This is a genomic window from Streptomyces sp. NPDC057253, assembly GCF_042669125.1.
GTDB lineage: Bacteria > Actinomycetota > Actinomycetes > Streptomycetales > Streptomycetaceae > Streptomyces.
In genome coordinates, this window is record NZ_JBHUXV010000123.1 from 1 (window position 1) to 26,583 (window position 26,583).

Consider the following 26,583-nt stretch of genomic DNA (forward strand, 5'->3'; position numbering starts at 1 on the left):
TTCCACCATCAGCCACCCTGGCCCTGCGGTTCGACGAACTGCATGTCCAGTTGCACCTTGACAACGTCACCGAGGAATCCGGCCCCGAAATCCAGCCCGTAGTCGCTGCGGCGGATCTCACCCGTCGCCTCGAACCCGGCGTGCCTGCGCGAGTCGGCAGGGGAGTCCACCACCCCGCCGAACTCCACGGCCAGCGTCACCGGACGGGTCACGTCCCCGATGGTCAGGTCCCCCTCCATCGACCAGTCCTCACCGGTGCCCGACACCCGCGTCGAGCGGAACGTCATGGTGGGCCGCTTCTCCACGTCCAGCAGATCGGCCGAGCGCGTGTGCGCGTCCCGGTCGGAGTTCCCGGTGTCCACAGAGGCAAGAGCGATCTCGGCGCTCACCGTCACGTCGTCGGCCGTCTCACCGACGAACAGCTCCGCCTTCACCTCGGTGAAGCGGCCGCGCACCTTGGCGATACCGAGATGGCGGATGGTGAAGTTGACGGCCGAATGGAGCGGGTCGAGCTCCCAGTCACCCGGCGACAGGGGGAGCGGTTGGGCGGTCAGGGCGTTCGAGGAGGAGTTCTGGGTCATGGCTCCACCCTGCGAGGTCCCGCGCGGGGGAGGGAGACCGGCTGAAGAGTGGTAGTGACAGGGCCACCCTCCGCCGCGACCCGCGCGGTACGTTCGAACGGTGAGCGACAACGAGCTGGGCACCTTTCTGCGCACGCGCCGCGAAGCCGTCACCCCCGCTGAGGCGGGCCTCCCCACGGGCCCCCGTCGCCGCACCCCCGGTCTGCGCCGCTCCGAGCTCGCCACGCTCGCGGACATCAGCGTCGAGTACCTCACCCGGCTGGAACAGGGCCGCGACCGCAACCCCTCACCCCAGGTGCTCGCGGCCCTCGGCGAGGCCCTGCGCCTGTCGGCGGCCGACCACATCCTCATGGGCCGCCTCGCCAAGGAGAGCGTGAGCCGGGTGCTGTGCCAGTCGGCCACCACGCCACCTGCCCGCACGGTGCGCGGAACCCTGCGGGCCCTCCTCGACCGCCTGGAACCCGCGCCGGCCGTCCTGATCAACTGGATCGGCGACATCGTGACGTACACCGAGGGCTACGAGCGGTACGCCCGCCCGCTCGGCCTGCTGGACGGCGACCCGCCCAACCTCGTGCGGTACGTCTTCACCGACGAGCGGGCCCGGTCCGTGTTCCCCGGGTGGGAGCGGCTCGCCGACGACCAGATCGCCCATCTGCGCGGTGAGGCCTCGCTGCACGACCCCCATGTCGCCGCGCTGGCCGATGAGTTGACGGTGACCGTGGGGGCGCCGTTCACTGATCGGCTCGCCGCCGTACCGACCCTGCCCACCCGGTCCGGCACCGATCTCGTGGAGCACCCCGAAGCGGGGCGGCTGCGCCTGTCGTACGAGACGCTGACCCTGCCGGACGAGGGCCAGCGTCTGGTCGTCCACATCCCGGCCGACGAGGCCACGGCCACCGCCCTCGACCGGCTCAACGGGCGCCGGCCGGGAGCCCTGCGCGCGGTGAGCGGCTGACACCGGGAGGACCCGCCCCCTCGGCGCGGTCAGCCGACTCCCAGGCGGAGCACCCCCTAGAGCGCGCCCACCTCGGAGGCGTACGGCGGTTCGGCGCCCGCTCGTGAGCAGGTGATCGCCGCCGCGCGGGCCGCGAAGCGCAGCAGGCGGGTCCAGTCGTCGACGCTCAGCGCGGCGAGCGCCTCCGGAGAGAGGGCGTCCAGGGCTGCCAGGCCGTGCAGCAGCGCCGCGTTCACGGTGTCGCCGGCGCCGATCGTGTCCACGACGTCGACCTTCTCGCCCGGCACGGGAAGCGCCGACCCGTCCCGGGTGAACACGGTCAGCCCGTCACCGCCGTGGGTGATCACCACGGCCGAGGGCCCCGCGGCCAGCCACTCCTGCGGGGTGCCGCCGAGCCACAGCGCGTCCTCCTCGGAGAGCTTGAGCAGGGACACCGACGGCAGCCAGCTCTTGAACCGGGCCCGGTAGGCGTCCGCGTCCGGGATCAGACCGGCCCGGATGTTCGGGTCGAGCGCGGTGAACACGCCCTGCGCGGCGGCGTTCCGCAGCAGCTCCTCGTAGGCGCTCGCCCCCGGTTCCAGGACGAGTGAGCAGGTGCCGAAGGACACCGCCCGGGTGCCGGAGGGAAGTGCGGCGGGGGCCGTGAACAGACGGTCGGCGGTGCCGTCGACGTAGAAGGAGTAAGCGGCCGAGCCGCCGTCGTCGATGGTGGCGACGGCGAGCGTGGTGGGTTCGGACCCGCGCTGGACGGCGGACACGTCCACCCCTGCCTCCCGCAGCCCGTCGAGCAGGGCCTCGCCGAAGGCGTCGAGCGAGGTGCGGGAGCAGAAGGCCGTGGGGGAGCCGAGCCTGCCGAGGGCCACGGCGGTGTTGTAGGGGCCGCCGCCGAGGGCCGGCTTGAGGCCCGCGAGGGCGCCCCTGCCCTGCGGTACCAGATCGATCAGGGCCTCACCGGCGACGACGATCACGAGACGGTTCCTTTCGACTGCGGGGACGGGGAGCGCTGCGAGGACCGGGAGGGCCGCGAGGAGGGAGGGTGCTGCGAGGAGTCGGAGCCCTGCGCGGACCGGGAGCGCGCGGGACGGCCGTACTGCTCGGTCTCGGCGCAGCCGCACGACGTGCGGTGGACGAAGGCGCACGGCAGGCGCAGGGTGCGGGTGGGCCGGTCCGGCGCGGCGAGGCGGTCCAGGAGGACGCGGACCGCCTGGGTGCCGATCTCCCTGCTGGGCTGGGCGATCGCGGTGAGCCGGGGCGAGAACAGGTCGGCCCAGGCGAAGTCGTCGAAGGAGCACAGGGCGAGGTCGTCCGGTACCGCAAGGCCGCACTCGCGCAGGGCGCGCAGGGTTCCGATGGTCATGGAGTTGTTGGCGGTGACCAGGGCGGTGGGCGGTGCCGCGAGGGAGAGCAGGGCGGTGGTGGCCCGTGCCGCTCCGGGCGACTCGGAGTCGCCGTGGACGACGAGGTGAGCGTCGTAGGGCAGGCCGGAGGCGGTGAGGCCCCGCCGGTACCCGGTGATCCGCTCGGCGGTGGTGCTGAGTCCCGGCAGTCCGGCCACGAGTCCGATGCGACGGTGGCCGAGTCCGGCGAGGTGGGTGACCAGTTCGGCCATCGGCTCGATGTTCTCGGCGCACACCTGATCGAAGCGCAGAGGCCCGCCCGTACGGCCGCCGGCGTCCCCCGACCCGCCCGCCTCGCCCTCCGCCACGCCGTCGACCACCCGGTCCAGGAACACCGTCGGGACCTCGTGCCGCGCGAGATACGCGACGAGCTCGCGTGGGTCCGCCGAGGGCGCGACGATCATGCCGTCCACGCGCCGTTCGTGCAGCAGTTGGACGACCTTGCGCTCGTGCTCGGGGTCGTCGTGCGGATCGGCGATGAGCAGGCTGTAGCCGTGTTCCAGGGCGCCCGCCTCCACGCCCTGGAGGATCTCCGTGAAGTACGGGTTGCTGATCGCCGACACCGCGAGCCCGACGGAGCGGGTGCGGGAGGTCACCAGGGAACGGGCCAGGGTGTTGGGGGTGTACCCGAGCTCGTCGACCGCGTCGAGCACGGCCTGGCGGGTGTGGGGCAGGACCGGCCGGGTGCCGTTGAGGACGTGCGAGACGGTCGCCACGGACACGCCCGCGCTGCGTGCCACGTCGGCCATGGTCGGCATCGCGCCCCTCCCGGACAGCCGGCTTCCCGGATCGGAGACCTCCCCGACGGTGGCCCCCACGGCCGGGAAGCTATCCCATTCGGCAGCGCACGTAAACGCTTGCGCAATCGTTTACGTCGAGTCACCGGCCGGACGCCCGGGCGCTCGGAGGCTCTTACTCCCAGTCCCACCCGATCCCCACGACCCCCGACCGCACCCGTGGCTCGACGAGGTGGACCGAGTGGTGGTGGCCGGTGAGCGCGAGGTCCTGGCGGCCGCTGCGGGGCGCCGCGGGGGAGTGCTGGGCGAAGCGGTGGCAGCGCACCGGCAGGGCGTTCTCGTCGAACCTGACCTGGAGCGCGTACTGGCCGCCGGGTGAGCCGAAGCCGCGGACGTACTCGCGGGAGACACCGCCCGTGCCGTCCTCGACGCGGTAGCGGAAGAGGAAGGTGTCGCCCGCCCGCAGCCGGGCGTCGAGGAGCAGCTCGGCCACCAGCACCCCGGTGTCGTGGTGCCGACGCACGCGCCCCGTACGGCAGTTCTCCAGGGCGTGCACGGTCATGAGCTCCGGCACGCACCCCGGGTCGCCGTGGTGGATCGCCATGAAGCGGTCGACGCCCTCGCGGTGGGCGCGCACGATGTGGTGCGACTCGCGGCCGCGCAGCTCGCGACGCGGCCCTATGTCTATGCGCTCGTGGTGGCCGAGGGTGTGCAGCCCGCCGTCGTGCGGCGAGTCCAGCTCGTCCAGCAGCTGTTCGAGGACGCCCGAGGCCGCGAGGAGGGAGCGGTAGGAGCGGGTCGCGGGACGCTCGGCGGCCGACCGGTCGTCGTGTGCGGCGAGCAGCCGGATCAGCGACTCCTCCGGCAGCTGGAGGATCTCCTCCAGTGCCCGTACGGCCCGGAGCGACTCGGGGCGCTGCGGGCGGCGGGCGCCCTGCTGCCAGTAACTCAGGCTGGTGACCCCGACCTTGACCCCGTAGCGCGACAGATGGTGCTGGACGCGCTGGAGCGGCAGCCCCCGGGCGGCGATCGCGGCGCGCAGCGCGACGTGGAAGGGGCCGCCTCGCAGGGCCGTGTCCAGTTCCGCGTCGACGACGGTCGCGGCGTCCGCGTGCTGTGTGGCGTGCGGCATGCAGGGGCCTTTCTGTACAGGTTCGGGCGGCTGGTCAGGCCGTTCGAGAGGGTGTCGGGGCCGTTGGGGGCAGTGCCGGGGAGGCTTCACATCCGTACGCCGTCGTTCCCGGCCCCGAGTTCCTCCGCATTGAAGCGTGTTGGCCTGGTCCCGACAACACTTGGCGCCGAACGACGGCGCACTCCTGGCCGAACGACTGCCCTACGCACGGCTGTTCGCCGGGGCCTCCGCTCAGGAAGCCGGGGGCTCCGCTCAGGCGCTCGGGGCCTCGCCGTCGCCGTCCAGCAGCTCCCTGATCGCCCGCGCCGACAGCGCGGACTTGGGCAGGAACCCGCGGGCCGGACTGTCGGCGATCAGCTCCTCGAAGTCCTCCGGCGCGTGCGTGGAGATCAGGACGATGACGGCCGAGACGCTGCGGGCCAGCCGAGCCGCCACGTCGAAGCCGCTTTCGCCGTCGAGGTCGAGATCGACCAGGACGACGTCGGGGGTGAGTTCCGCGGCCCGTACCAGAGCCTCCGTACCGGACAGGGCGACGCCGACGACAGGTATCCCGTCGCGTTCCAGCAGCCTGCGCGCGGCCTCCAGGAACCGGATGCTGTCATCGACGAGAAGACAGCGCATGGACATGCGGACAGGGTCCCAACCAGCCGGAGGTTGCGCCTTCCAGCTAGCCGGAAAGAGTCGGGGCGGATTGCTGCCGGGCACCTGGAATGTGCCCAAGTCCCGTGCCGGATCCGCCCGTTCCCGTTCACCCAGCGCAGCGGGAGGTGACCGGGGGTAGCATGTGGGCTGCCCTGGGGAGGCCGTGAGATTCCGGTCGAGTGGGGGTGTGCGATGAAGGCGCCGCTCGGAAGGACCGCGAGGGGCCGTCGCGCCCTGGCCTCGGGACTGCTGGCGGCCGCGCTGCTGGTCGCCGCGTGCGGCGGTGGCGGCGGGGACGGCGAGCGGGCCCGCACCGACACCACCTGCGACGGCAGGATCGACGGCACCGCGCAGGTCACGGTGTGGTTCCATGCGGGGCCGAGCGCCGAGTACAACACCCTGCGTCGCCAGGTCCAGGACTTCAACCGGGTCCAGCGGCAGGTGCGGGTCGAGGCCGTCACACTTCCCGAGCAGCGGCCGTACAACGACCTCGTGCTCTCGGCCGCGGCCAGCGGCGACCTGCCGGACCTCCTCGACTTCGACGGGCCCCGCCTCTACAGCTATGCCTGGTCCGGCAGGATCAAGCCCATCGACTCCTGCCTGCCCGACGGCCTCCGCGAGGACCTGCTGCCCTCGATTCGCCAACAGGGCACCTACGCGGGGCGGTTGTACGGGATCGGCACCTTCGACTCGGGGCTCGGGCTCTATGTGCGGCCGTCGGTCCTGAAGAAGGCGGGCATCCGCATCCCCAAGGGCGTCTCGGATGCCTGGACCGCCGAGGAGTTCACGACGATCCTGCGCACCCTGCGCACGGCGGGCCACGCACACCCGCTCGACCTGGGCCTCGTCGACGCGAAACCCGGCGAGGAGTGGAGCACGTACGGCTTCGCGCCCGCGGTGTGGTCGGCGGGCGGCGATCTCATCGACCCCGAGACCTTCCGGACCGCCGACGGCTTCCTCAACGGACCCGAGTCGGTCAGGGCGCTCACCGTCCTCCAGAACTGGGTCGAGGAGAGGCTCGTCGAACCGGGTAAGACCGACCAGGCGTTCGAGCAGGAGCGCAGTGTCATCTCCTGGACGGGCCACTGGCGGTACCCGGACTACGCCGAGCGTTTCCCCGGGGACGTGGCGATCGTGCCGCTGCCCGACTTCGGCCGGGGCACCGTGACCGGGATGGGCTCCTGGCAGTGGGGCGTGCCCTCGGGCGGGGCCGACGGCGACGCCGTATGGCGCTTCCTCGCCTATCTGCTGCAGCCGGACCAGATCCACCGGATGAGCGTGGCCAACGGCGCGATCCCGGCCACGCGCAGCGCGGTCGAACTCTCGCCCGCGTACGCCGAGGGTGGTGCCGAGCGCCTGTTCATCGAGCAGTTGCGGGACGGCGTGGCCCGCCCGAGGCCGCGGACGCCCGCCTATCCGGCGATCACCGAGGCCTTCTCCCGGGCCTTCCCGAAGATCATGATCGACCGGGCACCGGTCAAGGCCACGCTCGACGAGGCGGTCGTGGCCATCGACAAGGACCTGGCCGCGCACGACGGATACCCGAGGAGCGGACCATGAACCCCGCCCGACTTCACGCCCCATGCCCCCCGCCCGACGTCACGCCCCATGCCCCCCGCCCGACGTCACGCCCCGGCCCTCGGGACACATGGACGGCGGCCCGGTTCGCGGGCATGCTGAAGACGCCGTGGAAGCCGGGCCCGACGGGCCGCGGTCGACGCCGGCCGGCGACGCGCCGCCACGAAAGCGTGAAGGTGCCGTCCACAGAGGGGTGTTCGCCATGACGGAACCCGACCGTGCGTCACACGGAAGCGGCACCGCCTAGGCCCTGCCATGCGCCGCTCACCACTCAGACGCACCCCGCGGACCGGGCCCAGCGCTCCGGCGGACGCGCACGGCAGCCCGGGGTCCGCGCACGGCAGCCCGGGGTCCGCGGATGGCGTCCCGGCGGCCGCGCAGCCCACCCCGGCGGACCCGCACCGCATCCCGCTTCTCGCCCGGCTGCGCGTAGGACGGAAGCTGACGCTGCTGGTCCTGCTGCCGGTGGCCGGGCTGCTGGCCTTCACCGTCTTCAGCGCCGTGACCCAGTGGCGGGAGGCGCGGGCCCTGCGCGACTTCCACACCGGGACCGAGGTGTCGTTCGCGACGGTCGAGATCACCGACGCCGTCGCGCGCGAGCGGCTCGCCGCCGTGGACGCCCGGCTGCGCCCCGGACCCGGCACCCGGGCGGAGCGGGCCGACGCCGAGCGCGCCACCGACCGCGTCCTCGCGCGCGCCGGGGACCGCGCCGCCTCCTGGTCGGCCGCCGACATCGCGGGCGACCTCGACGCCCTCGGACGCCAACTGCACTCCCTGCGCGTCCAGACGGACACCGGCTCGCTCACCGCCCCCGGCATCGCCGAGCAGTACGGCAACGTCGAGGACACCCTCCTCGACGACGTCACCGCCCTCGAATCCGGCCGCCCCACCCGCGCCTCGGGCCGCGCGGCCGACGCCCACCTCGCGCTCCTGCGGGCCATCGAGGCCGCCGGCCGGGAGCAGGCCGAGGTCGCCGCACTGCTCGCCGGACCCGCCGGCCGCCCCACCGGCGCCGGACGCTGGCCCGCACTGGAGACCGCCCAGCTGGACGCCTTCCGCGAGAACACCTCGGCCGCACTGCGGACCCAGCTGTACGTCGTCCAGTTCCAGGACCCCGGCCGGGCCGTCCGCCGGCTCCGTGACCTGCTCGCCACGGCCCGCCCGGAGACAGCCGCCTGGCCGTCGTACGAGCGCTGGCTCGCCGACTCCGGCGCCCGCATCGACGCCCTGCGCGCCATCCAGGACCGGGCCGGACGCGAACTGGACACCACGGCGGGCCGCGACCGACGCGAGGCGGAGACCCGCGCGGTACGCGATCTCGCCGCCTCCCTCGCCGTGCTCGCCCTGGTCACCTTCCTCGCCCTCGCGCTCAGCCGTTCGATCACCCGCCCCCTCGGCGAGGTCTCGGCGGGCGCCAGGGCACTGTCGTACGGCGATCTCTCGTACGACATCCGGTACGCGGGCCGCGACGAACTGGGCGAGGTCGCCGACACCTTCCGCGACCTGCGGGTCACCACCGAGCGGCTGGCCGCGGAGATCCGTGCCATGAACACGGCGATCGACCACAACCGTCTCGAACACCGCGCCGACCAGGCCGCCTTCGAGGGCACCTGGAGCCAGCTGCTCGGCGGCATGAACGCCACCATGGCCTCCTTCGCGGCGGCCCACGGGCGGCGCGAGAAGGCCGAGCAGGAACTGGCGGGCGTCTTCAACCTCTCCCTGGACCTGCTCTGCATCAGCGGGCTTGACGGCTATCTGAGGCGCGTCAACCCCGCCTTCGAACGCACCCTGGGCTACTCCGGCGCGGAGCTCCTGGCCAGGCCGTTCCTCGACTTCGTGCACGAGGAGGACCGGGCGGGCACCGAGGTGGCCCTGGCACGGCTGGCCGAGGGCCTGGACCTGGCCGAGTTCGAGAACCGCTACCTGCGCAAGGACGGCACCGAGCTGTGGCTCCAGTGGAGCGCCCGGCCGGTCCCCGAGGAGGGACTCATCTACGCCACCGCGCGCGATGTCACCGAAAGCCGCCGCAGCGCCAGGGAACAGGCCGCACTGCGCCGGGTGGCGACCCTGGTGGCCCGCGGCGCCCCGCCGTCCGAGGTGCTGACGCGGGTCGCCGAGGAGGTGGGCGACCTCCTGGGCACCACCGCGGCCGTGCTCCGGCAGGAGTCCGACGGCAGCCAGAAGACCCTCGGGACCGTGCTCGGCCTCCCCGAGGACCTGGAGGAGAGCACGCGCGCGGAGCGCAGGCGGGCCGGGCGCGAGGCGATCGAGGAGGTCACCCGGACCGGACGGGCCGCCCATGTCGGCCACGCCGTCGGCGCCCCCATCGTCGTCGACGACCGGCTGTGGGGCTTCGTGCTGGCGGCCTCCCCGGTGGAGGTGCTGCCCGCCGGAACCGAGTCGAGGCTGGCCGACTTCACCGAACTCGTCGCCACGGCCATCGCCAACGCCGACAGCCGCGACCAGCTGACCGCCTCACGCGCGCGCGTGGTGGCCGCCGCGGACGCCTCCCGGCGGCGCATCGAGCGGGATCTGCACGACGGCGTCCAGCAGCGGCTCGTCGCCCTCCAGCTGGAGCTGCGGCTCGCCGAGACACTGGTGCCCGATCCGTCCTCGGAGCTCGCGCAGCAGCTGGCGCACGTGGGCAAGGGCCTCGACGACGCCTTCCAGGACCTGCTCCAGGTGGCCCGGGGCATCCACCCCGCCATCCTGTCCAAGGGCGGCCTGGGCCCCGCCCTGCGCTCCCTGGCCCGCCGCTCCGCCGTCCCCGTGGAGCTCGACCTGAGGCTGCCCGCGGCCCGGCTGCCGGAGAGACTGGAGGTGGCCGCCTACTACGTGACCTCCGAGTGCCTGACCAACGCCGCGAAACACGCGCACGCGCGCGTGGTGGCAGTGACGGGGGAGGTCCGGGACGACGTCCTGGAGCTGACCATCCGCGACGACGGAGTCGGCGGCGCCGAGCCCCGACGCGGCTCCGGTCTGATCGGCCTCATCGACCGGGTCGAGGCGATCGGCGGCAAGCTGGCCGTCGTCAGCCCGCCCGGCGAGGGCACCACCCTGGACGTGCGGCTGCCCCTGGGCGGGCCCTCGCCGGACCTGTGACCCCTCGGGAGGGACTTGCGGCCCCTCGGAGGGGGCTTGTGACCGCCCGGAGGGGGCTTGTGACCGCCCGGGGCGCACGCAGGGGGAGTTCGTCCAGGCGGGGGAGTCCTGAACGTGGTGACGTCGCGTACGCTCCGGGCGGTCCCTGGCGGACGGAGAGGCATCCGTCCGGTCTCAGGGGCGGTGGGTGCCGCCGTTCCGTGCGGTCAGCAGGCGCTTGGCGCGCACGACGTCCGGGTCCCTGGGGTCCAGGGGGTCGGGAGCGCCGTACGGCTCGTCCGGGTGCCGGCGGGCACGGACCGGCCGCCGTCGCTGCTCGATCCGCGTCCGCCGCATGTCCCGCACCCTTCGGCCGTGCGACCCGCCGTCCCTCGCCCGGGGCGGCCGGTCGGACTGCATCCGCGCTGCATCTGCACTGCTTCGAGGATGGCCCGCACCGGTCCGCGCGTCGTCACGGCAGGCCTCCACTTCCGCTTCCGGCTAGCCGTAAACCCGCCGGTGGGGCAGGCTGTTGGGCGTGGAGGCCGTGCGAGGGGGGCCGGGGTCATGGAGGACACAGCGCAGCAGCCGGCACGGGGACGGGTCGTCCTCGCCGACGACGACATCCTGCTCAGGGAGGGCCTGGCCAGTCTGTGCGAGCGCGTCGGCTACCAGGTCGCCGGGCAGGCTTCGGACGCGGTCAGGCTGCTGGAACTGGTCGACGAGGAACGTCCCGAACTGGCGATCGTCGACATCAGGATGCCCCCGGACCACTCGACCGAGGGCCTCAAGGCGGCCCGTACGATCCGTGAACGCCACCCCGCCACCGGCATCCTCGTCCTGTCGGCCTTCGTCGAGGTCGAGGACGCCCTGGAACTGCTGGCGAGCGGCCGCAAGATCGGCTACCTCCTCAAGAGCCGGGTCACGGTCGTCGACGAGTTCATCGAGGCGCTGGAACGCGTCCACCGGGGCGGCTCGGTCGTCGACCCCTCCCTGGTGCAGGAGCTCTTCTCCGCCCAGCGCCGCGACGACCCCCTCGCCCAGCTCAGCGCCCGCGAGCGCGAGGTCCTGGCCCTGATGGCCGAGGGCCGCTCCAACGCGGGCATCGGCCGCCGCCTGTGGGTCACCGAGGGAACCGTCGAGAAGCATGTCCGCAGCATCCTCGGCAAACTCGGCCTCACGGAGGACACGGACGACCACCGCCGGGTGCTGGCGGTGCTGACGTTCCTGGAGTCGCGGTGAGGGTTTTCCCGGGCCCATGAGAAGGTCGGCCGCGTGGCGCAGACCTGGCTGGTGAGCTCCGAGGGACGTGCGCTCGCCCTCGTGAGCAATGCCGAGCGTGCGATGGTCTCCCTGCTCGACGACGAGGACACCGTGCCGCTCGCCGACGCCCTGCGCATCGTCGCCGGTGTGGTGGAGGCCGGGACTCCGCCGGCGGACGTCGCCTGGTGCGTCGACCGCTGAGCGGGTGGCCGGGGTTGTCCACAGGCCGGCCGGAGTGTCAGCACTCGCCAGTAGGGTGTGAGACATGGCCGATCCCTCCAGCTACCGCCCCAAACCCGGGGAGATCCCGGACACTCCCGGGGTGTACAGGTTCCGCGACGAGCACCGCCGGGTGATCTACGTCGGAAAGGCGAAGAGCCTGCGTCAGCGCCTGGCGAACTACTTCCAGGACCTGGCGAGCCTGCACCCCCGCACCCGCACGATGGTGACCACGGCCGCGTCCGTGGAGTGGACGGTGGTGTCCACGGAGGTCGAGGCCCTTCAGCTGGAGTACTCCTGGATCAAGGAGTTCGACCCCCGGTTCAACGTCAAGTACCGCGACGACAAGAGCTATCCGTACCTCGCCGTGACGATGAACGAGGAGTTCCCCCGCGTCCAGGTGATGCGCGGCCAGAAACGCAAGGGCGTCAGGTACTTCGGGCCGTACGGGCACGCGTGGGCGATCCGCGACACCGTCGACCTCCTGCTGCGCGTCTTCCCGGTCCGCACCTGCTCCGCCGGCGTCTTCAAGAACGCCGCCCGCACCGGCCGCCCCTGCCTCCTCGGCTACATCGGCAAGTGCTCCGCGCCCTGCGTCGGTCGCGTCTCCGCCGACGAACACCGCGCTCTGGCCGAGGAGTTCTGCGACTTCATGGCCGGCCGCACCGGCACCTACATCCGTCGCCTGGAGCAGCAGATGGCGGACGCGGCCGAGGAGATGGAGTACGAGCGGGCGGCCCGCCTGCGCGACGACATCGGGGCCCTCAAGAAGGCCATGGAGAAGAGCGCGGTCGTGCTCGCCGACGCGACCGACGCCGACCTGATCGCGGTCGCCGAGGACGAGCTGGAGGCCGCCGTCCAGATCTTCCACGTCCGCGGCGGACGCGTGCGCGGACAGCGCGGCTGGGTCACCGACAAGGTCGAGGAGATCACCACCGGCGCCCTCGTCGAACACGCCCTCCAGCAGCTCTACGGCGAGGAGAAGGGCGACGCGGTCCCCAAGGAGGTCCTCGTCCCGGCCCTGCCCGACCCGGTCGAGCCCGTCCAGGAGTGGCTCGCCGAGCGCCGCGGCTCGGGCGTCTCGCTGCGCATCCCGCAGCGCGGCGACAAGAAGGCCCTGATGGAGACCGTGCAGCGCAACGCCCAGCAGGCGCTCGTCCTCCACAAGACCAAGCGCGCCTCCGACCTGACCACGCGCTCGCGTGCCCTGGAGGAGATCGCCGAGGCCCTCGACCTGGACAGCGCCCCGCTCAGGATCGAGTGCTACGACATCTCCCACCTCCAGGGCGACGACGTGGTCGCGTCCATGGTCGTCTTCGAGGACGGCCTCCAGCGCAAGAGCGAGTACCGCCGCTTCCAGATCAAGGGATTCGCCGGGCAGGACGACGTCCGGTCCATGCACGAGGTGATCTCCCGGCGGTTCCGGCGCTACCTCGCCGAGAAGGAGAAGACCGGCGAGTGGGTGGACGACTCCGCCCCGGCCGACGGCGCCTCACTGGCCGACGGCGCCTCCCCGGCCGACGGCACCTCCCCGGTCGACGACCCCACCCAGGCCGACGGCACCTCCCCGGCCGACGGCGCGCAGGACCTCGCCGGGAACGGGCTCAAGGACGAGGACGGCCGCCCCAAGAAGTTCGCCTACCCGCCCCAGCTCGTCGTCGTCGACGGCGGCCGGCCCCAGGTCGCCGCCGCCAAGAAGGCCCTGGACGAACTCGGCATCGACGACATCGCCGTCTGCGGTCTCGCCAAGCGCCTGGAGGAGGTGTGGCTGCCCGACGAGGAGGACCCGGTCGTGCTGCCCCGCACCAGCGAAGGCCTGTACCTTCTCCAGCGGGTCCGTGACGAGGCCCACCGCTTCGCCATCACCTACCAGCGTGCCAAGCGGGCCCAGCGCTTCCGGTCGAGCCCGCTCGACGACGTCCCCGGCCTCGGGGACACACGCAAGCAGGCCCTGCTGAAACATTTCGGGTCCTTGAAGAAACTACGATCCGCCACCATCGACCAGATCTGCGAGGTCCCCGGCATAGGCCGCAAGACGGCCGAGACGATCGCCGTGGCCCTCGCCCAGGCGGCCCCGGCCGCGCCCGCCGTCAACACGGCGACTGGAGAGATCATGGATGAGGAGGAACCCGGCACCACGGGTTCCGGTGGGGACCCCGTGACGGCGGGCGCCCCGGACGAACGACGGGGGCAGGAGACATGAATGTGAACGAGCACGAACAAGCACAGGACCAGAGCGGAGACGACACCCAGGTGAGCACGGGCGCACCCCACGACACCTCCGGAGTCCCGGAGGCGGCCATCCCCGAGCTGGTGATCATCTCCGGCATGTCCGGAGCCGGCCGCTCCACCGCCGCCAAGTGTCTGGAGGACCTCGGCTGGTTCGTCGTCGACAACCTCCCGCCCGCGCTGATCCCCACCATGGTGGAGCTCGGCGCCCGCTCCCAGGGCAATGTCGCCCGGATCGCCGTGGTCGTCGACGTCCGCGGCCGGCGCTTCTTCGACAACCTCCGCGAGTCCCTCGCCGACCTGGAGTCCAAGCACGTCACCCGGCGGATCGTCTTCCTGGAGTCCTCCGACGAGGCCCTGGTGCGCCGCTTCGAGTCCGTGCGCCGCCCGCACCCCCTCCAGGGCGACGGCCGTATCGTCGACGGCATCGACGCCGAGCGCGAACTCCTGCGCGAGCTGCGCGGCGACGCCGACCTGGTCATCGACACCTCCAGCCTCAACGTCCACGAGCTGCGTGCCAAGATGGACGCCCAGTTCGCCGGCGAGGAGGAGCCCGAACTGCGGGCCACCGTCATGTCGTTCGGCTTCAAGTACGGCCTCCCCGTCGACGCCGACCTGGTCGCGGACATGCGCTTCCTGCCCAACCCGCACTGGGTCCCCGAACTGCGCCCCTTCACCGGCCTCAACGAGGAGGTGTCGGCGTACGTCTTCAACCAGCCCGGCGCCAAGGAGTTCCTCGACCGCTACGCCGAGCTGCTGCGCCTGATCGCGGCCGGCTACCGCCGTGAGGGCAAGCGCTACGTGACGATCGCCATCGGCTGCACCGGCGGCAAGCACCGCTCGGTCGCCACCTCGGAGAAGCTCGCCGCGCGCCTCGCGGCCGAGGGTGTGGAGACGGTGGTCGTACACCGGGACATGGGACGGGAATGACCGCACGTACTCCGCGGCTGAGCATGCTGCGCCGGGTGGTCCCCGAAGGGCGTGCGACCCGGCCCGTCGAGGCCCGTGGCGCGCGGCCCCGGCGCCGCGGTGCTCAGCCCAAGGTGGTGGCGCTCGGCGGCGGCATGGGCCTGTCCGCCTCGCTCGCCGCCCTGCGCCGGATCACCGGCGACCTCACCGCCGTCGTCACCGTGGCCGACGACGGCGGCTCCAGCGGGCGTCTGCGCGACGAGCTGGGCGTGCTGCCGCCCGGCGACCTGCGCAAGGCGCTGGCCGCGCTGTGCGGCGACGACGACTGGGGCCAGACCTGGTCCCGGGTCATCCAGCACCGCTTCCAGTCCAAGGGCGACCTGCACGAACACGCGGTCGGCAATCTGCTGATCGTCGCCCTGTGGGAGCAGCTCGGCGACCATGTCCAGGCCCTCGACCTGGTCGGCAGGCTCCTGGGCGCCCATGGCCGGGTGCTGCCCATGTCCGCCGTACCCCTGGAGCTCCAGGCGCTGGTCAAGGGGCACGATCCGGAGCGGCCGGAGGACGTGGAGACCGTACGCGGACAGGCGACCGTGGCCCTGACCCCGGGCGAGGTGCAGTCGGTGCATCTCGTGCCGCACGACCCGCCCGCGGTGCCCGAGGCGGTGGAGGCGGTCCGGGACGCGGACTGGGTCGTCCTCGGCCCCGGCTCGTGGTTCTCCTCGGTCATCCCGCACCTGCTCGTGCCCGAACTGCTGGACGCGCTCACCCAGACGAAGGCGCGCCGGGTACTCTCCCTGAACCTCGCCCCGCAGCCGGGAGAAACCGATGGCTTCTCCCCGCAGCGTCATTTGGAGGTTTTGGGACGACACGCCCCTAAACTCGCCCTGGACGTGGTGCTGGCCGACCAGGCCGCCGTGCCCGACCGCGACTCCCTGACCGATGCCGCCAAGCGCTTCGGTGCCGCGGTCGAGCTGGCCCCGGTGGCCCGGCCCGACGGAACCCCGAGGCATGACCCGGAGCTGTTGGCCGCCGCGTACGACCGTATTTTTCGGATGCATGGAAGGATCGGCCCATGGCGATGACGGCAGCGGTGAAGGACGAGATCTCCCGGCTCCCCGTCACCCGGACCTGCTGCAGAAAGGCGGAGGTCTCCGCCATCCTGCGGTTCGCCGGCGGCCTCCACCTGGTGAGCGGGCGCATTGTGATCGAGGCCGAGCTGGACACCGCGATGGCGGCCCGCCGGCTCAAGCGGGACATCCTGGAGATCTTCGGCCACAGCTCCGAGCTGATCGTGATGGCACCCGGCGGACTGCGGCGCGGCTCGCGGTACGTCGTCCGGGTCGTCGCCGGCGGTGACCAGCTGGCCCGGCAGACCGGCCTGGTGGACGGCCGCGGCCGGCCGATCCGCGGTCTGCCCCCGCAGGTCGTCTCCGGTGCCACCTGTGACGCCGAGGCCGCCTGGCGCGGGGCCTTCCTGGCGCACGGCTCGCTCACCGAGCCGGGCCGCTCCTCCTCCCTGGAGGTGACCTGCCCGGGCCCGGAGGCCGCGCTCGCGCTGGTCGGTGCCGCCCGCCGCCTCTCGATCGCCGCCAAGGCCCGCGAGGTCCGCGGGGTCGACCGGGTCGTCGTCCGTGACGGTGACGCGATCGGCGCGCTGCTGACCCGCCTCGGCGCCCATGAGTCGGTGCTCGCCTGGGAGGAGCGCCGGATGCGCCGCGAGGTGCGGGCCACGGCGAACCGTCTCGCCAACTTCGACGACGCCAACCTGCGCCGCTCCGCGCGTGCGGCCGTCGCCGCCGGGGCGCGGGTGCAGCGGGCGCTGGAGATCCTCGCCGACGATGTGCCCGAGCACCTCGCGGCCGCCGGCCGGCTGCGCATGGAGCACAAGCAGGCCTCCCTGGAGGAGCTGGGCGCGCTCGCCGACCCGCCGCTGACCAAGGACGCGGTCGCCGGCCGTATCCGCCGACTGCTCGCCATGGCGGACAAGCGCGCCTCCGACCTCGGCGTCCCGGGCACGGAGTCCAGCATCACCGAGGAGATGGCCGACAACCTGGTCGGCTGAGCCTCCTCACAGCTGACCCAGCCTCACCACGCCGGTGCCGACGCCCACTTGGGACGCCGGCACCGGCGTTCGCGCGCCCAGGCCCCGGCGTTCGCCGCATCGAGGCCCCGGCGTTCGCCGCATCCAGGCCCCGGCGTTGACCCATCCGGGCACCGGCGTTTGCGTATCCGTGAGGCGCCCTTGACTGGATCATGAACTGTCATGAGCCTGGCATCTGTTCGCTGCTGTGGCGGACCACCGCAAGGGGGGCTCATGAGACGAAGAGCGAGACCGATCCTCGCTGTTGGCGCACTTCTGCTCGGCGGCGCGGGCATCGCACCCGTCGCCCAGGCCGCGCAGAGCGCAGGTTCTCCTGATCCGAACGAAATCAAGGTCTTCCGTGCCGAGGTGACCAGCGCGCAGGTACCCCTGCTGCTGGCGGCCGGCCAGGACGGCCACGAACTGAGCGAGCAGGTGCCGGAGAAGGGCACCGCGACCGTCGAGGTCTACCTCACCGACCAGGAAGCCCAGAAGCTGGAGAAGAAGGGTGTCGCGCTCACCGAGCACACCCTGACCGCCAAGGCCGAGGCCCGGGTGGAGAAGGCCGCCGAGGGCGTGTTCCGGCCGTACAGCGGAAGCGGCGGACTCCAGGAGGAGCTCCTCGCCACCGCCCGGGCCAACCCCGGCCTCACCAAGGTCGTCTCCATCGGCAAGACCGTGAACGGCAAGGACATCCTCGCGCTCAAACTGACCAAGAACGCGAAGAAGTCCAAGGACGGCGCCAAACCCTCCGTCCTCTACCTGTCCAACCAGCACGCGCGCGAGTGGATCACGCCGGAGATGACCAGGCGGCTGCTCCACCACTACGTCGACAACTACAAGAGCGACCAGCGCATCAAGAAGATCGTCGACACCACCGAGCTGTGGTTCGTCCTGTCGGCCAACCCCGACGGCTACGACTACACCTTCCAGAGCGCCGACACCCGCCTGTGGCGCAAGAACCTGCACGACAACAACGGCGACGGCACCATCGCCGTCGGCGACGGCGTCGACCTCAACCGCAACTTCTCCTACAAGTGGGGCTACGACAACGAGGGTTCGTCCCCCAACCCCACCAGCGAGACCTACCGCGGCACGGCCCCGGCCTCCGAGCCCGAGACCAAGGCGCTGGACGCCTTCGAGAAGCGGATCGGCTTCACGTACGGCATCAACTACCACTCCGCCGCCGAGCTCCTGCTCTACGGGGTCGGCTGGCAGGTGGCCACCGACACCCCGGACGACGTCCTCTACAAGGCGCTCGCCGGCACCCCGGACAACTCGGCGATCCCGGGCTACCGCCCGCAGGTCTCCTCGGAGCTGTACACCACCAACGGCGAGGCGGACGGCCACGCGTCGAACGTCAACGGCCTGGCGATGTTCACCCCCGAGATGTCGACCTGCCAGACCGCCTCGAACCTCGACCCGAACGACCAGTGGAACGCGGCCGACTGCCAGTCGGTCTTCAACTTCCCGGACGACGAGAAGCTGATCCAGCAGGAGTTCGAGAAGAACATCCCCTTCGCGCTCTCCGTCGCCGAGTCCGCGGCCCAGCCCGACCAGCCGAAGTCCTCGCTCGGCCTGAAGGCCGCAGACTTCACCCCCAAGCCCTTCAGCACCTCCTACGCGCGCGGCGCGGACCAGGAGGTCTCCGTCGTCGCCCGCAGGTCCGTGCGGGACAAGGAGCTCAAGTACCGCGTCAACGGCGGCCGTACGCACGACCGGGACCTCAGGGCCTGGAAGGGCGGCGAGACCTACGGCGGTGAGGACAACCTCTACTTCGACGAGTACCGGGCCAAGGTCGAGGACGCGAGGCCGGGCGACAAGGTCGAGGTCTGGTTCACCGGCCGGGCCAAGGGCGGAAAGACCACCTCCAGCACGCACTTCACGTACACGGTCGCCGAGCGGCCGCGCGCGGACGTGCTCGTGGTCGCCGAGGAGGGCGCGACCGCCACGCAGGCGCAGACGTACGTCGACGCGCTGAAGGCGGCCGGCCGGCAGGCGCTCGTCTGGAACGTCGCCACCCAGGGCGCGCCCGACGCGCTCGGCGTGCTCGACCACTTCAAGTCGGTCGTGCACTACACGGGCGCGACCGTCCCGGGCAACGCCACCCAGCTCCAGCTGCGGGCCTTCCTCAACGAGGGCGGCAAGCTGATCGAGGCGGGCGAGCGGGCCGGCGGCAGCGTCGACCTGGGCGGCGGCACGCTGTCCAACGACTTCAGCCAGTACTACCTGGGCGCCTACACGCGTACGACCCTGCCGGGCGCCACCGCCTTCCAGGGCACCGGCAAGCTCACCGGATCCGCCGGAGTCCTCGGCGCCGCCCCCGGCAACCCGCTGGACGCGGCCGGCTCCTACAGCGTCACCTCGGACAACCTTCCGGTGGCGACCTTCCCGCAGTTCGCGAGCGCGGGCGCGGGCACGTATCCCGGCACGCCCAACCCGTACGGGCCGTACGAAGGCGCCTCCATGGCGGCCGTCACGCACAGCGACTACGCCTGGAACCGCCTCACCCGCACCATCGACCTCACCCAGGTGACCGCCGCGCAGGCACCCACGCTGCGCACCCGGATCCTCTGGGACACCGAGGAGGGCTACGACCACGCCGTCCTGGAGGCGCACACGGCCGGGGCCGAGGACTGGACCACCCTCCCGGACAAGAACGGCGCCACCAGCACCGCGGTGCCCACCGAGTGCGAGGCCGGGTTCTTCATCGCGGCCCACCCCGCGCTCAAGCGGTATCTGACCCAGGGCGCCGACGGCTGCACGGCCACCGGCACCAGCGGCCAGTGGAACAGCCTCACCGGGTCCTCGGCCGGCTGGCAGGAGGTCTCCTTCGACCTCTCCGCCTACGCGGGCAAGAAGGTCGAGGTGTCCTTCAGCTACATCACCGACCCCGGCTCCGGCGGTCGCGGTGTGCTGCTCGACAACACCTCCGTGGCCGTCACCGGCCAGGCCACCGAGACCGAGGGCTTCGAGACCTCGCTCGGCGCCTGGAGCGTGCCCGGTCCGCCCGCGGGCAGCCCCGCGGTCGTGAAGGACTGGGGCCGGACCGGGGAGCTGTTCCGGACGTACGGCGCGGTCACCACGGACGACACCGTGCTGCTGGGCTTCGGTCTGGAGCACGTCACCGCGGCGGCCGACCGCACGGCCCTGATCCGCAAGGCGCTCACGGCCATCGGCGGGTGAACCGGCGGTGACCCGGTGTAGTCGTACCGGGTGACCGGAGCTTTCGATCCGGGGCGGTCCGTACCCCTACTGGCGGGTACGGACCGCCTGCCCGTGTATGCGGCATCTCGATGTCACTCCGCAAGCCTCAGGGGGGTAGGGTCGGGGGTGGTCGGGGACATCCCATACAGCTCGCCGGTCTCACAGCCGGCGTACCAACGAGGAGATCGGTTCGTGACGATCCGCGTAGGCATCAACGGCTTTGGCCGCATCGGTCGTAACTACTTCCGCGCGCTGCTGGAGCAGGGTGCTGACATCGAGATCGTGGCTGTCAACGACCTGGGTGACACCGCGACCACCGCGCACCTGCTGAAGTACGACACCATCCTGGGCCGCCTCAAGGCCGAGGTGTCGCACACCGACGACACGATCACCGTCGACGGTCACACCATCAAGGTGCTGTCCGAGCGCAACCCCGCCGACATCCCGTGGGGTGAGCTGGGCGTCGACATCGTCGTCGAGTCGACCGGCATCTTCACGAAGAAGGCGGACGCCGAGAAGCACATCGCCGGCGGCGCCAAGAAGGTCCTCATCTCGGCTCCGGCCAAGGACGAGGACATCACCATCGTGATGGGTGTCAACGAGAGCAAGTACGACGCGGCCAACCACCACGTCATCTCCAACGCCTCCTGCACCACCAACTGTGTGGCGCCGATGGCCAAGGTTCTCGACGAGAACTTCGGCATCGTCAAGGGCCTGATGACCACGGTCCACGCGTACACCAACGACCAGCGCATCCTGGACTTCCCGCACTCCGACCTGCGCCGCGCCCGCGCCGCCGCGGAGAACATCATCCCGACCACCACGGGTGCCGCCAAGGCCACCGCGCTGGTCCTCCCGCAGCTCAAGGGCAAGCTCGACGGCATCGCGATGCGCGTGCCGGTCCCCACCGGTTCCGCCACCGACCTGGTCGTGGAGCTGGAGCGCGAGGTCACCAAGGACGAGGTCAACGCCGCGTTCAAGAAGGCCTCCGAGGGCGAGCTCCAGGGCTACCTGTCCTACACCGAGGACCCGATCGTCTCCTCGGACATCGTCAGCGACCCGTCGTCCTGCACCTTCGACTCCTCCCTGACCATGGTCCAGGAGGGCAAGTCCGTGAAGATCCTCGGCTGGTACGACAACGAGTGGGGTTACTCCAACCGCCTCGTCGACCTCACGGTCTTCGTCGGCAACCAGCTCTGATCCACAGAGCAGGCACTTCGATGTGAGAGCAGGGCCCGGGCGGCGCAGGGACGCGCCGCCCGGGCCCTGCCTCACGTGCAGAACCGCCCTCGTACGATCAGAGCACCCTCACCAGGAGTTCCTTCATGAAGACGATCGACGAACTCATCGCCGAAGGCGTGGACAACAAGCGGGTCTTCGTCCGCGCCGACCTCAACGTGCCGCTCGCCGACGGCCGTATCACCGACGACGGCCGCATCCGTGCCGTCCTGCCCACCGTCAAGGCCCTCGCGGACGCGGGCGCCAAGGTGGTCGTGGCCTCGCACCTGGGCCGCCCCAAGGGCGCCCCGGACCCGGCCTTCTCCCTGCTTCCGGCCGCCGAGCGGCTCGGTGAACTCCTGGGCGCGCCCGTGGCCTTCGCCCAGGACACCGTCGGCCCCGCCGCCCACGACGCGGTCAACGGCCTCCAGCCCGGCCAGGTCGCGGTCATCGAGAACCTCCGCTTCAACGCCGGCGAGACGTCCAAGGACGACACCGAGCGCGGCGAGTTCGCGGACCAGCTGGCCGCCCTCGCGGACGTCTACGTCGGCGACGGCTTCGGCGCGGTGCACCGCAAGCACGCCTCGGTGTTCGACCTCCCGGCCCGGCTGCCGCACTACGCCGGCTACCTCATCGCCACCGAGGTCGGCGTCCTGAAGAAGCTCACCGACGACGTGAAGCGGCCTTACGTGGTCGTCCTCGGCGGCGCCAAGGTCTCCGACAAGCTCGCCGTCATCGACGAGCTGCTCGGCAAGGCCGACCGCATCCTCATCGGCGGCGGCATGGCCTTCACCTTCCTCAAGGCCAAGGGCCACGAGGTGGGCGCCTCCCTCCTCCAGGAGGACCAGATCCCGGCGGTCCTGGAGTACATCGAGCGCGCCGAGAAGACCGGCGTCGAGCTGGTCCTGCCGGTCGACGCGGTGGTCGCCCCCGCGTTCCCGGACCTGAAGACCAAGGCCCCCGCCGACGCGACCACCGTCGCCGCGGACGCCATCCCCGCCGACCGGATGGGCCTGGACATCGGTCCGGCCTCCGGCAAGCTGTACGCCTCGAAGATCACCGACGCCGCCACCGTCTTCTGGAACGGCCCGATGGGCGTCTTCGAGCACCCCGAATTCGCCGAGGGCACCAAGGCGGTCGCCCAGGCCCTCCTCGACTCCCAGGCCTTCACGGTCGTCGGCGGTGGCGACTCCGCCGCGGCCGTCCGGATCCTGGGCTTCGACGAGAACGCGTTCGGACACATCTCGACCGGTGGCGGCGCCTCCCTCGAATACCTCGAGGGCAAGACGCTCCCCGGCCTCGCCGCACTGGAGGACTGACCCCGCATGACCACTCGCACGCCGATCATGGCGGGTAACTGGAAGATGAACCTCAACCACCTCGAGGCCATCGCACACGTCCAGAAGCTCGCCTTCGCCCTCGCGGACAAGGACTACGAGGCCGTCGAGGTCGCCGTCCTGCCGCCCTTCACCGACCTGCGCTCCGTGCAGACCCTGGTCGACGGCGACAAGCTCAAGATCAAGTACGGCGCCCAGGACCTCTCGGCGCACGACTCCGGCGCCTACACCGGCGAGATCTCCGGCTCGATGCTGGCCAAGCTGAAGTGCACGTACGTGGCGGTCGGCCACTCCGAGCGCCGCCAGTACCACCACGAGACCGACGAGCTGGTCAACGCCAAGGTCAAGGCCGCCTACAAGCACGGCCTCACCCCGATCCTGTGCGTCGGCGAGGAGCTGGAGGTCCGCGAGGCGGGCAACCACGTCGCGCACACCCTCGCCCAGGTCGAGGGCGGCCTCAAGGACCTCCCGGCCGAGCAGGCCGAGTCCGTCGTGATCGCCTACGAGCCCGTGTGGGCCATCGGCACCGGCAAGGTCTGCGGCGCCGAGGACGCGCAGGAGGTCTGCGCCGCCATCCGCGGCAAGATCGCCGAGCTGTACACCCAGGAGCTGGCCGACCAGGTCCGCATCCAGTACGGCGGCTCCGTCAAGGCCGGCAATGTCGCCGAGATCATGGCGCAGGCCGACATCGACGGTGCCCTGGTCGGCGGTGCCTCGCTGGACGCCGATGAGTTCGTCAAGATCGTGCGCTTCCGGGACCAGTGAGTAGGCCCTAGCGGCGATCCGTCGTACCCTTGCGGGGGCATGGCCCTGACGGCCGTGCCCCCGTCGTTCATCCGAATCCGAGAGAGTTGGTCCAGCCGTGGTTTTGGGGTTCTCGATCGCCCTGATCGTCTTCAGCGGGCTGCTGATGCTGCTGGTGCTGATGCACAAGGGGAAGGGCGGCGGCCTCTCCGACATGTTCGGTGGCGGCATGCAGTCGTCCGTCGGTGGCTCCTCGGTCGCCGAGCGCAACCTCGACCGCATCACCGTGGTGGTCGGTCTGTTGTGGTTCGTGTGCATTGTCGTGCTCGGTCTGCTCATGAAGACGAACAGCTGAGCGGCCACGCCACACACAGCACGTACATTCCGCACGTAAGGCCCCATGTTCGGTACGCGCACCTGAGCGCGGCCTATCATGGGGCTTGCGTCTAGGTGTGGGGGCTGTAACTCCAATCACTGGACGCGCGTTGGGCCTTACGTAGACTGAGGCGCTCGCAACGAAGCGACAACGCCGACTCGCTTCGCGGCACCATCACGCAGGGAGTTACGACCGTGGCAAGTGGCAACGCGATCCGAGGTAGCCGGGTCGGGGCGGGGCCGATGGGCGAGGCCGAGCGGGGCGAGTCCGCGCCCCGGCTGCGCATCTCCTTCTGGTGCTCCAACGGGCATGAGACGCAGCCCAGCTTCGCCAGCGACGCGCAGGTCCCCGAAACCTGGGACTGCCCGCGCTGCGGCTTCCCCGCAGGACAGGACCGGGACAACCCGCCGGACCCGCCGCGCACCGAGCCGTACAAGACGCACCTCGCGTACGTACGGGAGCGGCGCAGCGACGCGGACGGCGAGGCGATCCTCGCCGAGGCGCTCGCCAAGCTGCGGGGCGAGATCTAGCAGGCGACAGCCGGCCGGGCACCTAGGGGGCCTGGCCGGTGGCGTTTCGTGGCGGGGGCGGGGGCCTTCGAGGGATGCGCGGCTGGCGGCCCTCCGGGGCGATGCGCAGTTGCCGGGGTGACGCGTGATTGCCGGGGTGACGCGTGACTGCCGCCTGCTGGGGGCCGTGCGGGCACGGCTGCCGGCCGCTGCGGGCTGACGCCGGTCGGCCGTGGGTGGGTGGAGGTGCCCGGGTGTCACGCGGGGATGGGGTGCGGACGCCTGCGGAGCGCCGTCCTGCTCTCGACTCCGGCGCCCCACCGCGCGCCCCTCGTCGTCGCCGGGCCAGATCGACCGAGACTCTCCTTGCCAGGGCCTGACCGACTGTGGCTTCTCCTCGCCGGGCTTGACCGACCGTCGGCTCTCTTCGCCGGGGCCCGACCGCCGCGGTCCCTCACCGGAGCCCCGACCGGCCGCTGCTCCTCCTGGCCGTGGCCCTGACCGACCCCCGTCTCTCCTCGCCGTCTGCCGACATTCCCCCCGGTGCTGCTCACAGGGACGCCCCCGTGCTGATACTCGCGCTTCGCGTGCACGTACCTGTGGGTGCGTCGGGTGCGTATGCCGTCACGGGTCGTGTCCCGCGTTGATCAACTAGGTTGGAACCGCTGGGACAGGCACGAAAGAAGGCTGAAGTCGGACATGAACGCAGACGGCCGTACCAGGCTCAACCGGACGCCCGAGTGGACCGCGCTGACCGAGCACCGCGAGGAGCTCGGCGAGGTGCGGCTGAGGGAGCTGTTCGCCACCGACCCCGGGCGCGGCACCGGGTACACACTGCGGGTCGGTGACCTGTACGTCGACTACTCCAAGCACCTGGTCACCGACGAGACGCTGCGGTTGCTGCGCGAACTCGCCGCCGCCACCGACGTGTTCGGGCTGAGGGACGCCATGTTCCGCGGCGAGCGGATCAACACGACCGAGGACCGGGCCGTGCTGCACACCGCGCTGCGGGCCCCGCGGGACGCGGTGATCGAGGTCGACGGCGAGAACGTCGTCCCGGGTGTGCACGCCGTCCTCGACAAGATGAGCGACTTCGCGAACCGGGTCCGCTCCGGCGAGTGGACCGGCCACACGGGCAGCCGTATCAAGAACATCGTCAACATCGGCATCGGCGGCTCCGACCTCGGCCCCGCGATGGCCTACGAGGTGCTGCGCGGCTTCACCGACCGCGACCTCACGGTCCGCTTCGTGTCGAACGTCGACGGCGCCGACCTGCACGAGGCCACCCGTGACCTGGACGCGGCCGAGACGCTGTTCATCATCGCCTCCAAGACCTTCACCACCATCGAGACGATCACCAACGCCACCTCGGCCCGCGCCTGGCTGCTCGGTGAGCTGAAGGCCGGTCAGGAGGCCGTCGCCCAGCACTTCGTGGCGCTGTCGACCAACGCGGGCAAGGTGTCGGACTTCGGCATCGACACGGCCAACATGTTCGAGTTCTGGGACTGGGTCGGCGGCCGCTACTCCTTCGACTCGGCGATCGGGCTCTCCCTGATGATCGCCATCGGCCCGGACCGGTTCCGCGAGATGCTCGACGGCTTCCGGATCGTCGACGAGCACTTCAGGACCGCCCCGGCCGAGTCCAACGTTCCTTTGCTGCTCGGCCTGTTGGGCATCTGGTACGGCAACTTCCACGACGCCCAGTCGCACGCGGTGCTGCCGTACAGCCACTACCTGTCCAAGTTCACGGCGTATCTCCAGCAGCTCGACATGGAGTCCAACGGCAAGTACGTCGGCCGGGACGGACAGCCGGTGGAGTGGCAGACCGGGCCCGTGGTGTGGGGCACGCCCGGCACCAACGGTCAGCACGCCTACTACCAACTCATCCACCAGGGCACCAAGTTGATCCCGGCGGACTTCATCGGCTTCGCCGAGCCGGTCGACGAGCTCAGCGAGACGCTCAAGGCCCAGCACGACCTGCTGATGGCCAACTTCTTCGCCCAGACCCAGGCGCTCGCCTTCGGCAAGACGCCGGACGAGGTGCGGGCGGAGGGGGTCGCCGAGGAACTGGTCCCGCACAAGACCTTCCAGGGCAACCACCCGACGACGACGATCCTGGCCCGCGAGCTGACTCCGTCGGTCCTCGGCCAGCTCATCGCCCTGTACGAGCACAAGGTCTTCGTCCAGGGCGCGGTCTGGAACATCGACTCCTTCGACCAGTGGGGCGTGGAACTCGGCAAGGTCCTCGCCAAGCGCGTCGAGCCGGCGCTCACGGAGGGCGCCGAGGTACCGGGCCTGGACGCGTCGACGAAGGCCCTGGTGTCGACGTACCGGGAGCTGAGCGGACGGCAGTGAGCGCCACCCCGACATGCAGACGCCGGGCCCC

Annotated in this window: 22 protein-coding genes; 16 read left to right on the top strand and 6 right to left on the bottom strand. The window is 71.5% G+C overall.

The window, feature by feature from the left end; translation table 11 throughout:
* Window positions 1-8: 8 nt before the first annotated feature.
* On the bottom strand, window positions 9-581 hold the full coding sequence (locus tag ACFULQ_RS40205) for a YceI family protein (RefSeq protein ID WP_383554194.1): 573 nt from the start codon (window positions 579-581) through the stop codon (window positions 9-11).
* A 100-nt stretch (window positions 582-681) separates the two neighbouring features.
* Between ACFULQ_RS40205 and ACFULQ_RS40210 the strand changes: the two genes are divergently transcribed.
* A complete protein-coding gene (locus ACFULQ_RS40210; RefSeq protein WP_383554196.1) occupies window positions 682-1,536 on the top strand; it encodes a helix-turn-helix domain-containing protein in 855 nt (284 codons plus the stop codon).
* A 56-nt stretch (window positions 1,537-1,592) separates the two neighbouring features.
* On the opposite strand, the gene ACFULQ_RS40215 is transcribed toward ACFULQ_RS40210, so the two are convergent.
* From ACFULQ_RS40215 to ACFULQ_RS40230, 4 genes are all read right to left on the bottom strand, one after another.
* The gene (locus tag ACFULQ_RS40215) at window positions 1,593-2,504 is read right to left on the bottom strand and encodes a carbohydrate kinase (protein WP_383554198.1); all 912 of its coding nucleotides are present in this window, start codon (window positions 2,502-2,504) and stop codon (window positions 1,593-1,595) included.
* Window positions 2,501-3,691: a LacI family DNA-binding transcriptional regulator gene (locus tag ACFULQ_RS40220; RefSeq protein ID WP_383554243.1), complete on the bottom strand. Its 1,191-nt coding sequence runs from the start codon at window positions 3,689-3,691 to the stop codon at window positions 2,501-2,503. The genes ACFULQ_RS40215 and ACFULQ_RS40220 overlap by 4 nt, the downstream gene beginning before the upstream one ends.
* Window positions 3,692-3,845: 154 nt before the next feature.
* Window positions 3,846-4,802: a hypothetical protein gene (locus ACFULQ_RS40225; protein ID WP_383554201.1), complete on the bottom strand. Its 957-nt coding sequence runs from the start codon at window positions 4,800-4,802 to the stop codon at window positions 3,846-3,848.
* Window positions 4,803-5,054: 252 nt separating this feature from the next.
* Entirely contained in the window at window positions 5,055-5,429 is a 375-nt protein-coding gene (locus ACFULQ_RS40230) for a response regulator (RefSeq protein ID WP_383554204.1), read from the bottom strand.
* Window positions 5,430-5,636: 207 nt separating this feature from the next.
* Here ACFULQ_RS40230 and ACFULQ_RS40235 point away from each other — a divergent pair, with 207 nt between their 5' ends.
* Both ACFULQ_RS40235 and ACFULQ_RS40240 read left to right on the top strand, forming a co-directional pair.
* Window positions 5,637-7,004, top strand: a complete 1,368-nt coding sequence (locus ACFULQ_RS40235) for an ABC transporter substrate-binding protein (RefSeq protein ID WP_383554207.1) — start codon at window positions 5,637-5,639, stop codon at window positions 7,002-7,004.
* Window positions 7,005-7,277: 273 nt separating this feature from the next.
* Window positions 7,278-10,124: a nitrate- and nitrite sensing domain-containing protein gene (locus ACFULQ_RS40240; protein WP_383554210.1), complete on the top strand. Its 2,847-nt coding sequence runs from the start codon at window positions 7,278-7,280 to the stop codon at window positions 10,122-10,124.
* Window positions 10,125-10,298: 174 nt separating this feature from the next.
* Here the strand turns inward: ACFULQ_RS40240 and ACFULQ_RS40245 are convergent, their stop codons facing one another.
* Window positions 10,299-10,460 (bottom strand): hypothetical protein, encoded by a 162-nt coding sequence (locus ACFULQ_RS40245; RefSeq protein ID WP_383554213.1) that lies wholly within the window; start codon window positions 10,458-10,460, stop codon window positions 10,299-10,301.
* Window positions 10,461-10,670: 210 nt separating this feature from the next.
* On the opposite strand from ACFULQ_RS40245, the gene ACFULQ_RS40250 reads away from it, so the two are divergent.
* From ACFULQ_RS40250 to pgi, 13 genes are all read left to right on the top strand, one after another.
* Window positions 10,671-11,345 carry a response regulator gene (locus tag ACFULQ_RS40250; RefSeq protein ID WP_383554216.1) on the top strand — a complete coding sequence of 225 codons (675 nt, stop codon included), beginning with the start codon at window positions 10,671-10,673 and terminating at the stop codon, window positions 11,343-11,345.
* 33 nt (window positions 11,346-11,378) lie between these two features.
* Window positions 11,379-11,567: a hypothetical protein gene (locus ACFULQ_RS40255; RefSeq protein ID WP_383554218.1), complete on the top strand. Its 189-nt coding sequence runs from the start codon at window positions 11,379-11,381 to the stop codon at window positions 11,565-11,567.
* 64 nt (window positions 11,568-11,631) lie between these two features.
* Complete coding sequence (gene uvrC, locus ACFULQ_RS40260) at window positions 11,632-13,788, top strand: excinuclease ABC subunit UvrC (RefSeq protein ID WP_383554220.1); 2,157 nt, start codon at window positions 11,632-11,634, stop codon at window positions 13,786-13,788.
* The gene (gene rapZ, locus ACFULQ_RS40265; protein WP_383554223.1) at window positions 13,785-14,744 is read left to right on the top strand and encodes an RNase adapter RapZ; all 960 of its coding nucleotides are present in this window, start codon (window positions 13,785-13,787) and stop codon (window positions 14,742-14,744) included. Before uvrC ends, rapZ begins: the two co-directional genes overlap by 4 nt.
* Window positions 14,741-15,808, top strand: coding sequence for a uridine diphosphate-N-acetylglucosamine-binding protein YvcK (gene yvcK / locus ACFULQ_RS40270; RefSeq protein WP_383554226.1), 1,068 nt, complete (start codon window positions 14,741-14,743; stop codon window positions 15,806-15,808). The genes rapZ and yvcK overlap by 4 nt, the downstream gene beginning before the upstream one ends.
* The gene (gene whiA, locus ACFULQ_RS40275; protein WP_383554228.1) at window positions 15,799-16,788 is read left to right on the top strand and encodes a DNA-binding protein WhiA; all 990 of its coding nucleotides are present in this window, start codon (window positions 15,799-15,801) and stop codon (window positions 16,786-16,788) included. The genes yvcK and whiA overlap by 10 nt, the downstream gene beginning before the upstream one ends.
* 252 nt (window positions 16,789-17,040) lie before the next feature.
* On the top strand, window positions 17,041-19,992 hold the full coding sequence (locus tag ACFULQ_RS40280) for a M14 family zinc carboxypeptidase (protein ID WP_383554230.1): 2,952 nt from the start codon (window positions 17,041-17,043) through the stop codon (window positions 19,990-19,992).
* Between the two features lie 213 nt (window positions 19,993-20,205).
* A complete protein-coding gene (gap, locus tag ACFULQ_RS40285) occupies window positions 20,206-21,213 on the top strand; it encodes a type I glyceraldehyde-3-phosphate dehydrogenase (RefSeq protein ID WP_383554233.1) in 1,008 nt (335 codons plus the stop codon).
* Between the two features lie 125 nt (window positions 21,214-21,338).
* On the top strand, window positions 21,339-22,550 hold the full coding sequence (locus tag ACFULQ_RS40290) for a phosphoglycerate kinase (protein ID WP_383554235.1): 1,212 nt from the start codon (window positions 21,339-21,341) through the stop codon (window positions 22,548-22,550).
* A 6-nt stretch (window positions 22,551-22,556) separates the two neighbouring features.
* Complete coding sequence (tpiA, locus tag ACFULQ_RS40295) at window positions 22,557-23,333, top strand: triose-phosphate isomerase (RefSeq protein WP_383554238.1); 777 nt, start codon at window positions 22,557-22,559, stop codon at window positions 23,331-23,333.
* A gap of 103 nt (window positions 23,334-23,436) precedes the next feature.
* Window positions 23,437-23,667 (top strand): preprotein translocase subunit SecG, encoded by a 231-nt coding sequence (gene secG, locus ACFULQ_RS40300; RefSeq protein WP_383554246.1) that lies wholly within the window; start codon window positions 23,437-23,439, stop codon window positions 23,665-23,667.
* 215 nt (window positions 23,668-23,882) lie between these two features.
* Window positions 23,883-24,218 (top strand): RNA polymerase-binding protein RbpA, encoded by a 336-nt coding sequence (locus ACFULQ_RS40305; RefSeq protein ID WP_003976875.1) that lies wholly within the window; start codon window positions 23,883-23,885, stop codon window positions 24,216-24,218.
* A gap of 678 nt (window positions 24,219-24,896) precedes the next feature.
* Window positions 24,897-26,552: a glucose-6-phosphate isomerase gene (pgi, locus tag ACFULQ_RS40310; RefSeq protein WP_383554240.1), complete on the top strand. Its 1,656-nt coding sequence runs from the start codon at window positions 24,897-24,899 to the stop codon at window positions 26,550-26,552.
* Window positions 26,553-26,583: the final 31 nt, after the last annotated feature.

What these genes read in the sequence shown, in the direction of transcription:
- ACFULQ_RS40280 (WP_383554230.1), top strand. Translation starts at nt 17,041, where the DNA reads ATGAGACGAAGAGCGAGACCGATCCTCGCTGTTGGCGCACTTCTGCTC.
- tpiA (WP_383554238.1), top strand. Translation starts at nt 22,557, where the DNA reads ATGACCACTCGCACGCCGATCATGGCGGGTAACTGGAAGATGAACCTC.
- ACFULQ_RS40220 (WP_383554243.1), bottom strand. Translation starts at nt 3,691, where the DNA reads ATGCCGACCATGGCCGACGTGGCACGCAGCGCGGGCGTGTCCGTGGCG.
- rapZ (WP_383554223.1), top strand. Translation starts at nt 13,785, where the DNA reads ATGAATGTGAACGAGCACGAACAAGCACAGGACCAGAGCGGAGACGAC.
- ACFULQ_RS40230 (WP_383554204.1), bottom strand. Translation starts at nt 5,429, where the DNA reads ATGTCCATGCGCTGTCTTCTCGTCGATGACAGCATCCGGTTCCTGGAG.
- ACFULQ_RS40235 (WP_383554207.1), top strand. Translation starts at nt 5,637, where the DNA reads ATGAAGGCGCCGCTCGGAAGGACCGCGAGGGGCCGTCGCGCCCTGGCC.
- yvcK (WP_383554226.1), top strand. Translation starts at nt 14,741, where the DNA reads ATGACCGCACGTACTCCGCGGCTGAGCATGCTGCGCCGGGTGGTCCCC.
- ACFULQ_RS40245 (WP_383554213.1), bottom strand. Translation starts at nt 10,460, where the DNA reads ATGCGGCGGACGCGGATCGAGCAGCGACGGCGGCCGGTCCGTGCCCGC.
- ACFULQ_RS40290 (WP_383554235.1), top strand. Translation starts at nt 21,339, where the DNA reads ATGAAGACGATCGACGAACTCATCGCCGAAGGCGTGGACAACAAGCGG.
- ACFULQ_RS40225 (WP_383554201.1), bottom strand. Translation starts at nt 4,802, where the DNA reads ATGCCGCACGCCACACAGCACGCGGACGCCGCGACCGTCGTCGACGCG.
- whiA (WP_383554228.1), top strand. Translation starts at nt 15,799, where the DNA reads ATGGCGATGACGGCAGCGGTGAAGGACGAGATCTCCCGGCTCCCCGTC.
- pgi (WP_383554240.1), top strand. Translation starts at nt 24,897, where the DNA reads ATGAACGCAGACGGCCGTACCAGGCTCAACCGGACGCCCGAGTGGACC.
- uvrC (WP_383554220.1), top strand. Translation starts at nt 11,632, where the DNA reads ATGGCCGATCCCTCCAGCTACCGCCCCAAACCCGGGGAGATCCCGGAC.
- ACFULQ_RS40240 (WP_383554210.1), top strand. Translation starts at nt 7,278, where the DNA reads ATGCGCCGCTCACCACTCAGACGCACCCCGCGGACCGGGCCCAGCGCT.
- ACFULQ_RS40205 (WP_383554194.1), bottom strand. Translation starts at nt 581, where the DNA reads ATGACCCAGAACTCCTCCTCGAACGCCCTGACCGCCCAACCGCTCCCC.
- ACFULQ_RS40250 (WP_383554216.1), top strand. Translation starts at nt 10,671, where the DNA reads ATGGAGGACACAGCGCAGCAGCCGGCACGGGGACGGGTCGTCCTCGCC.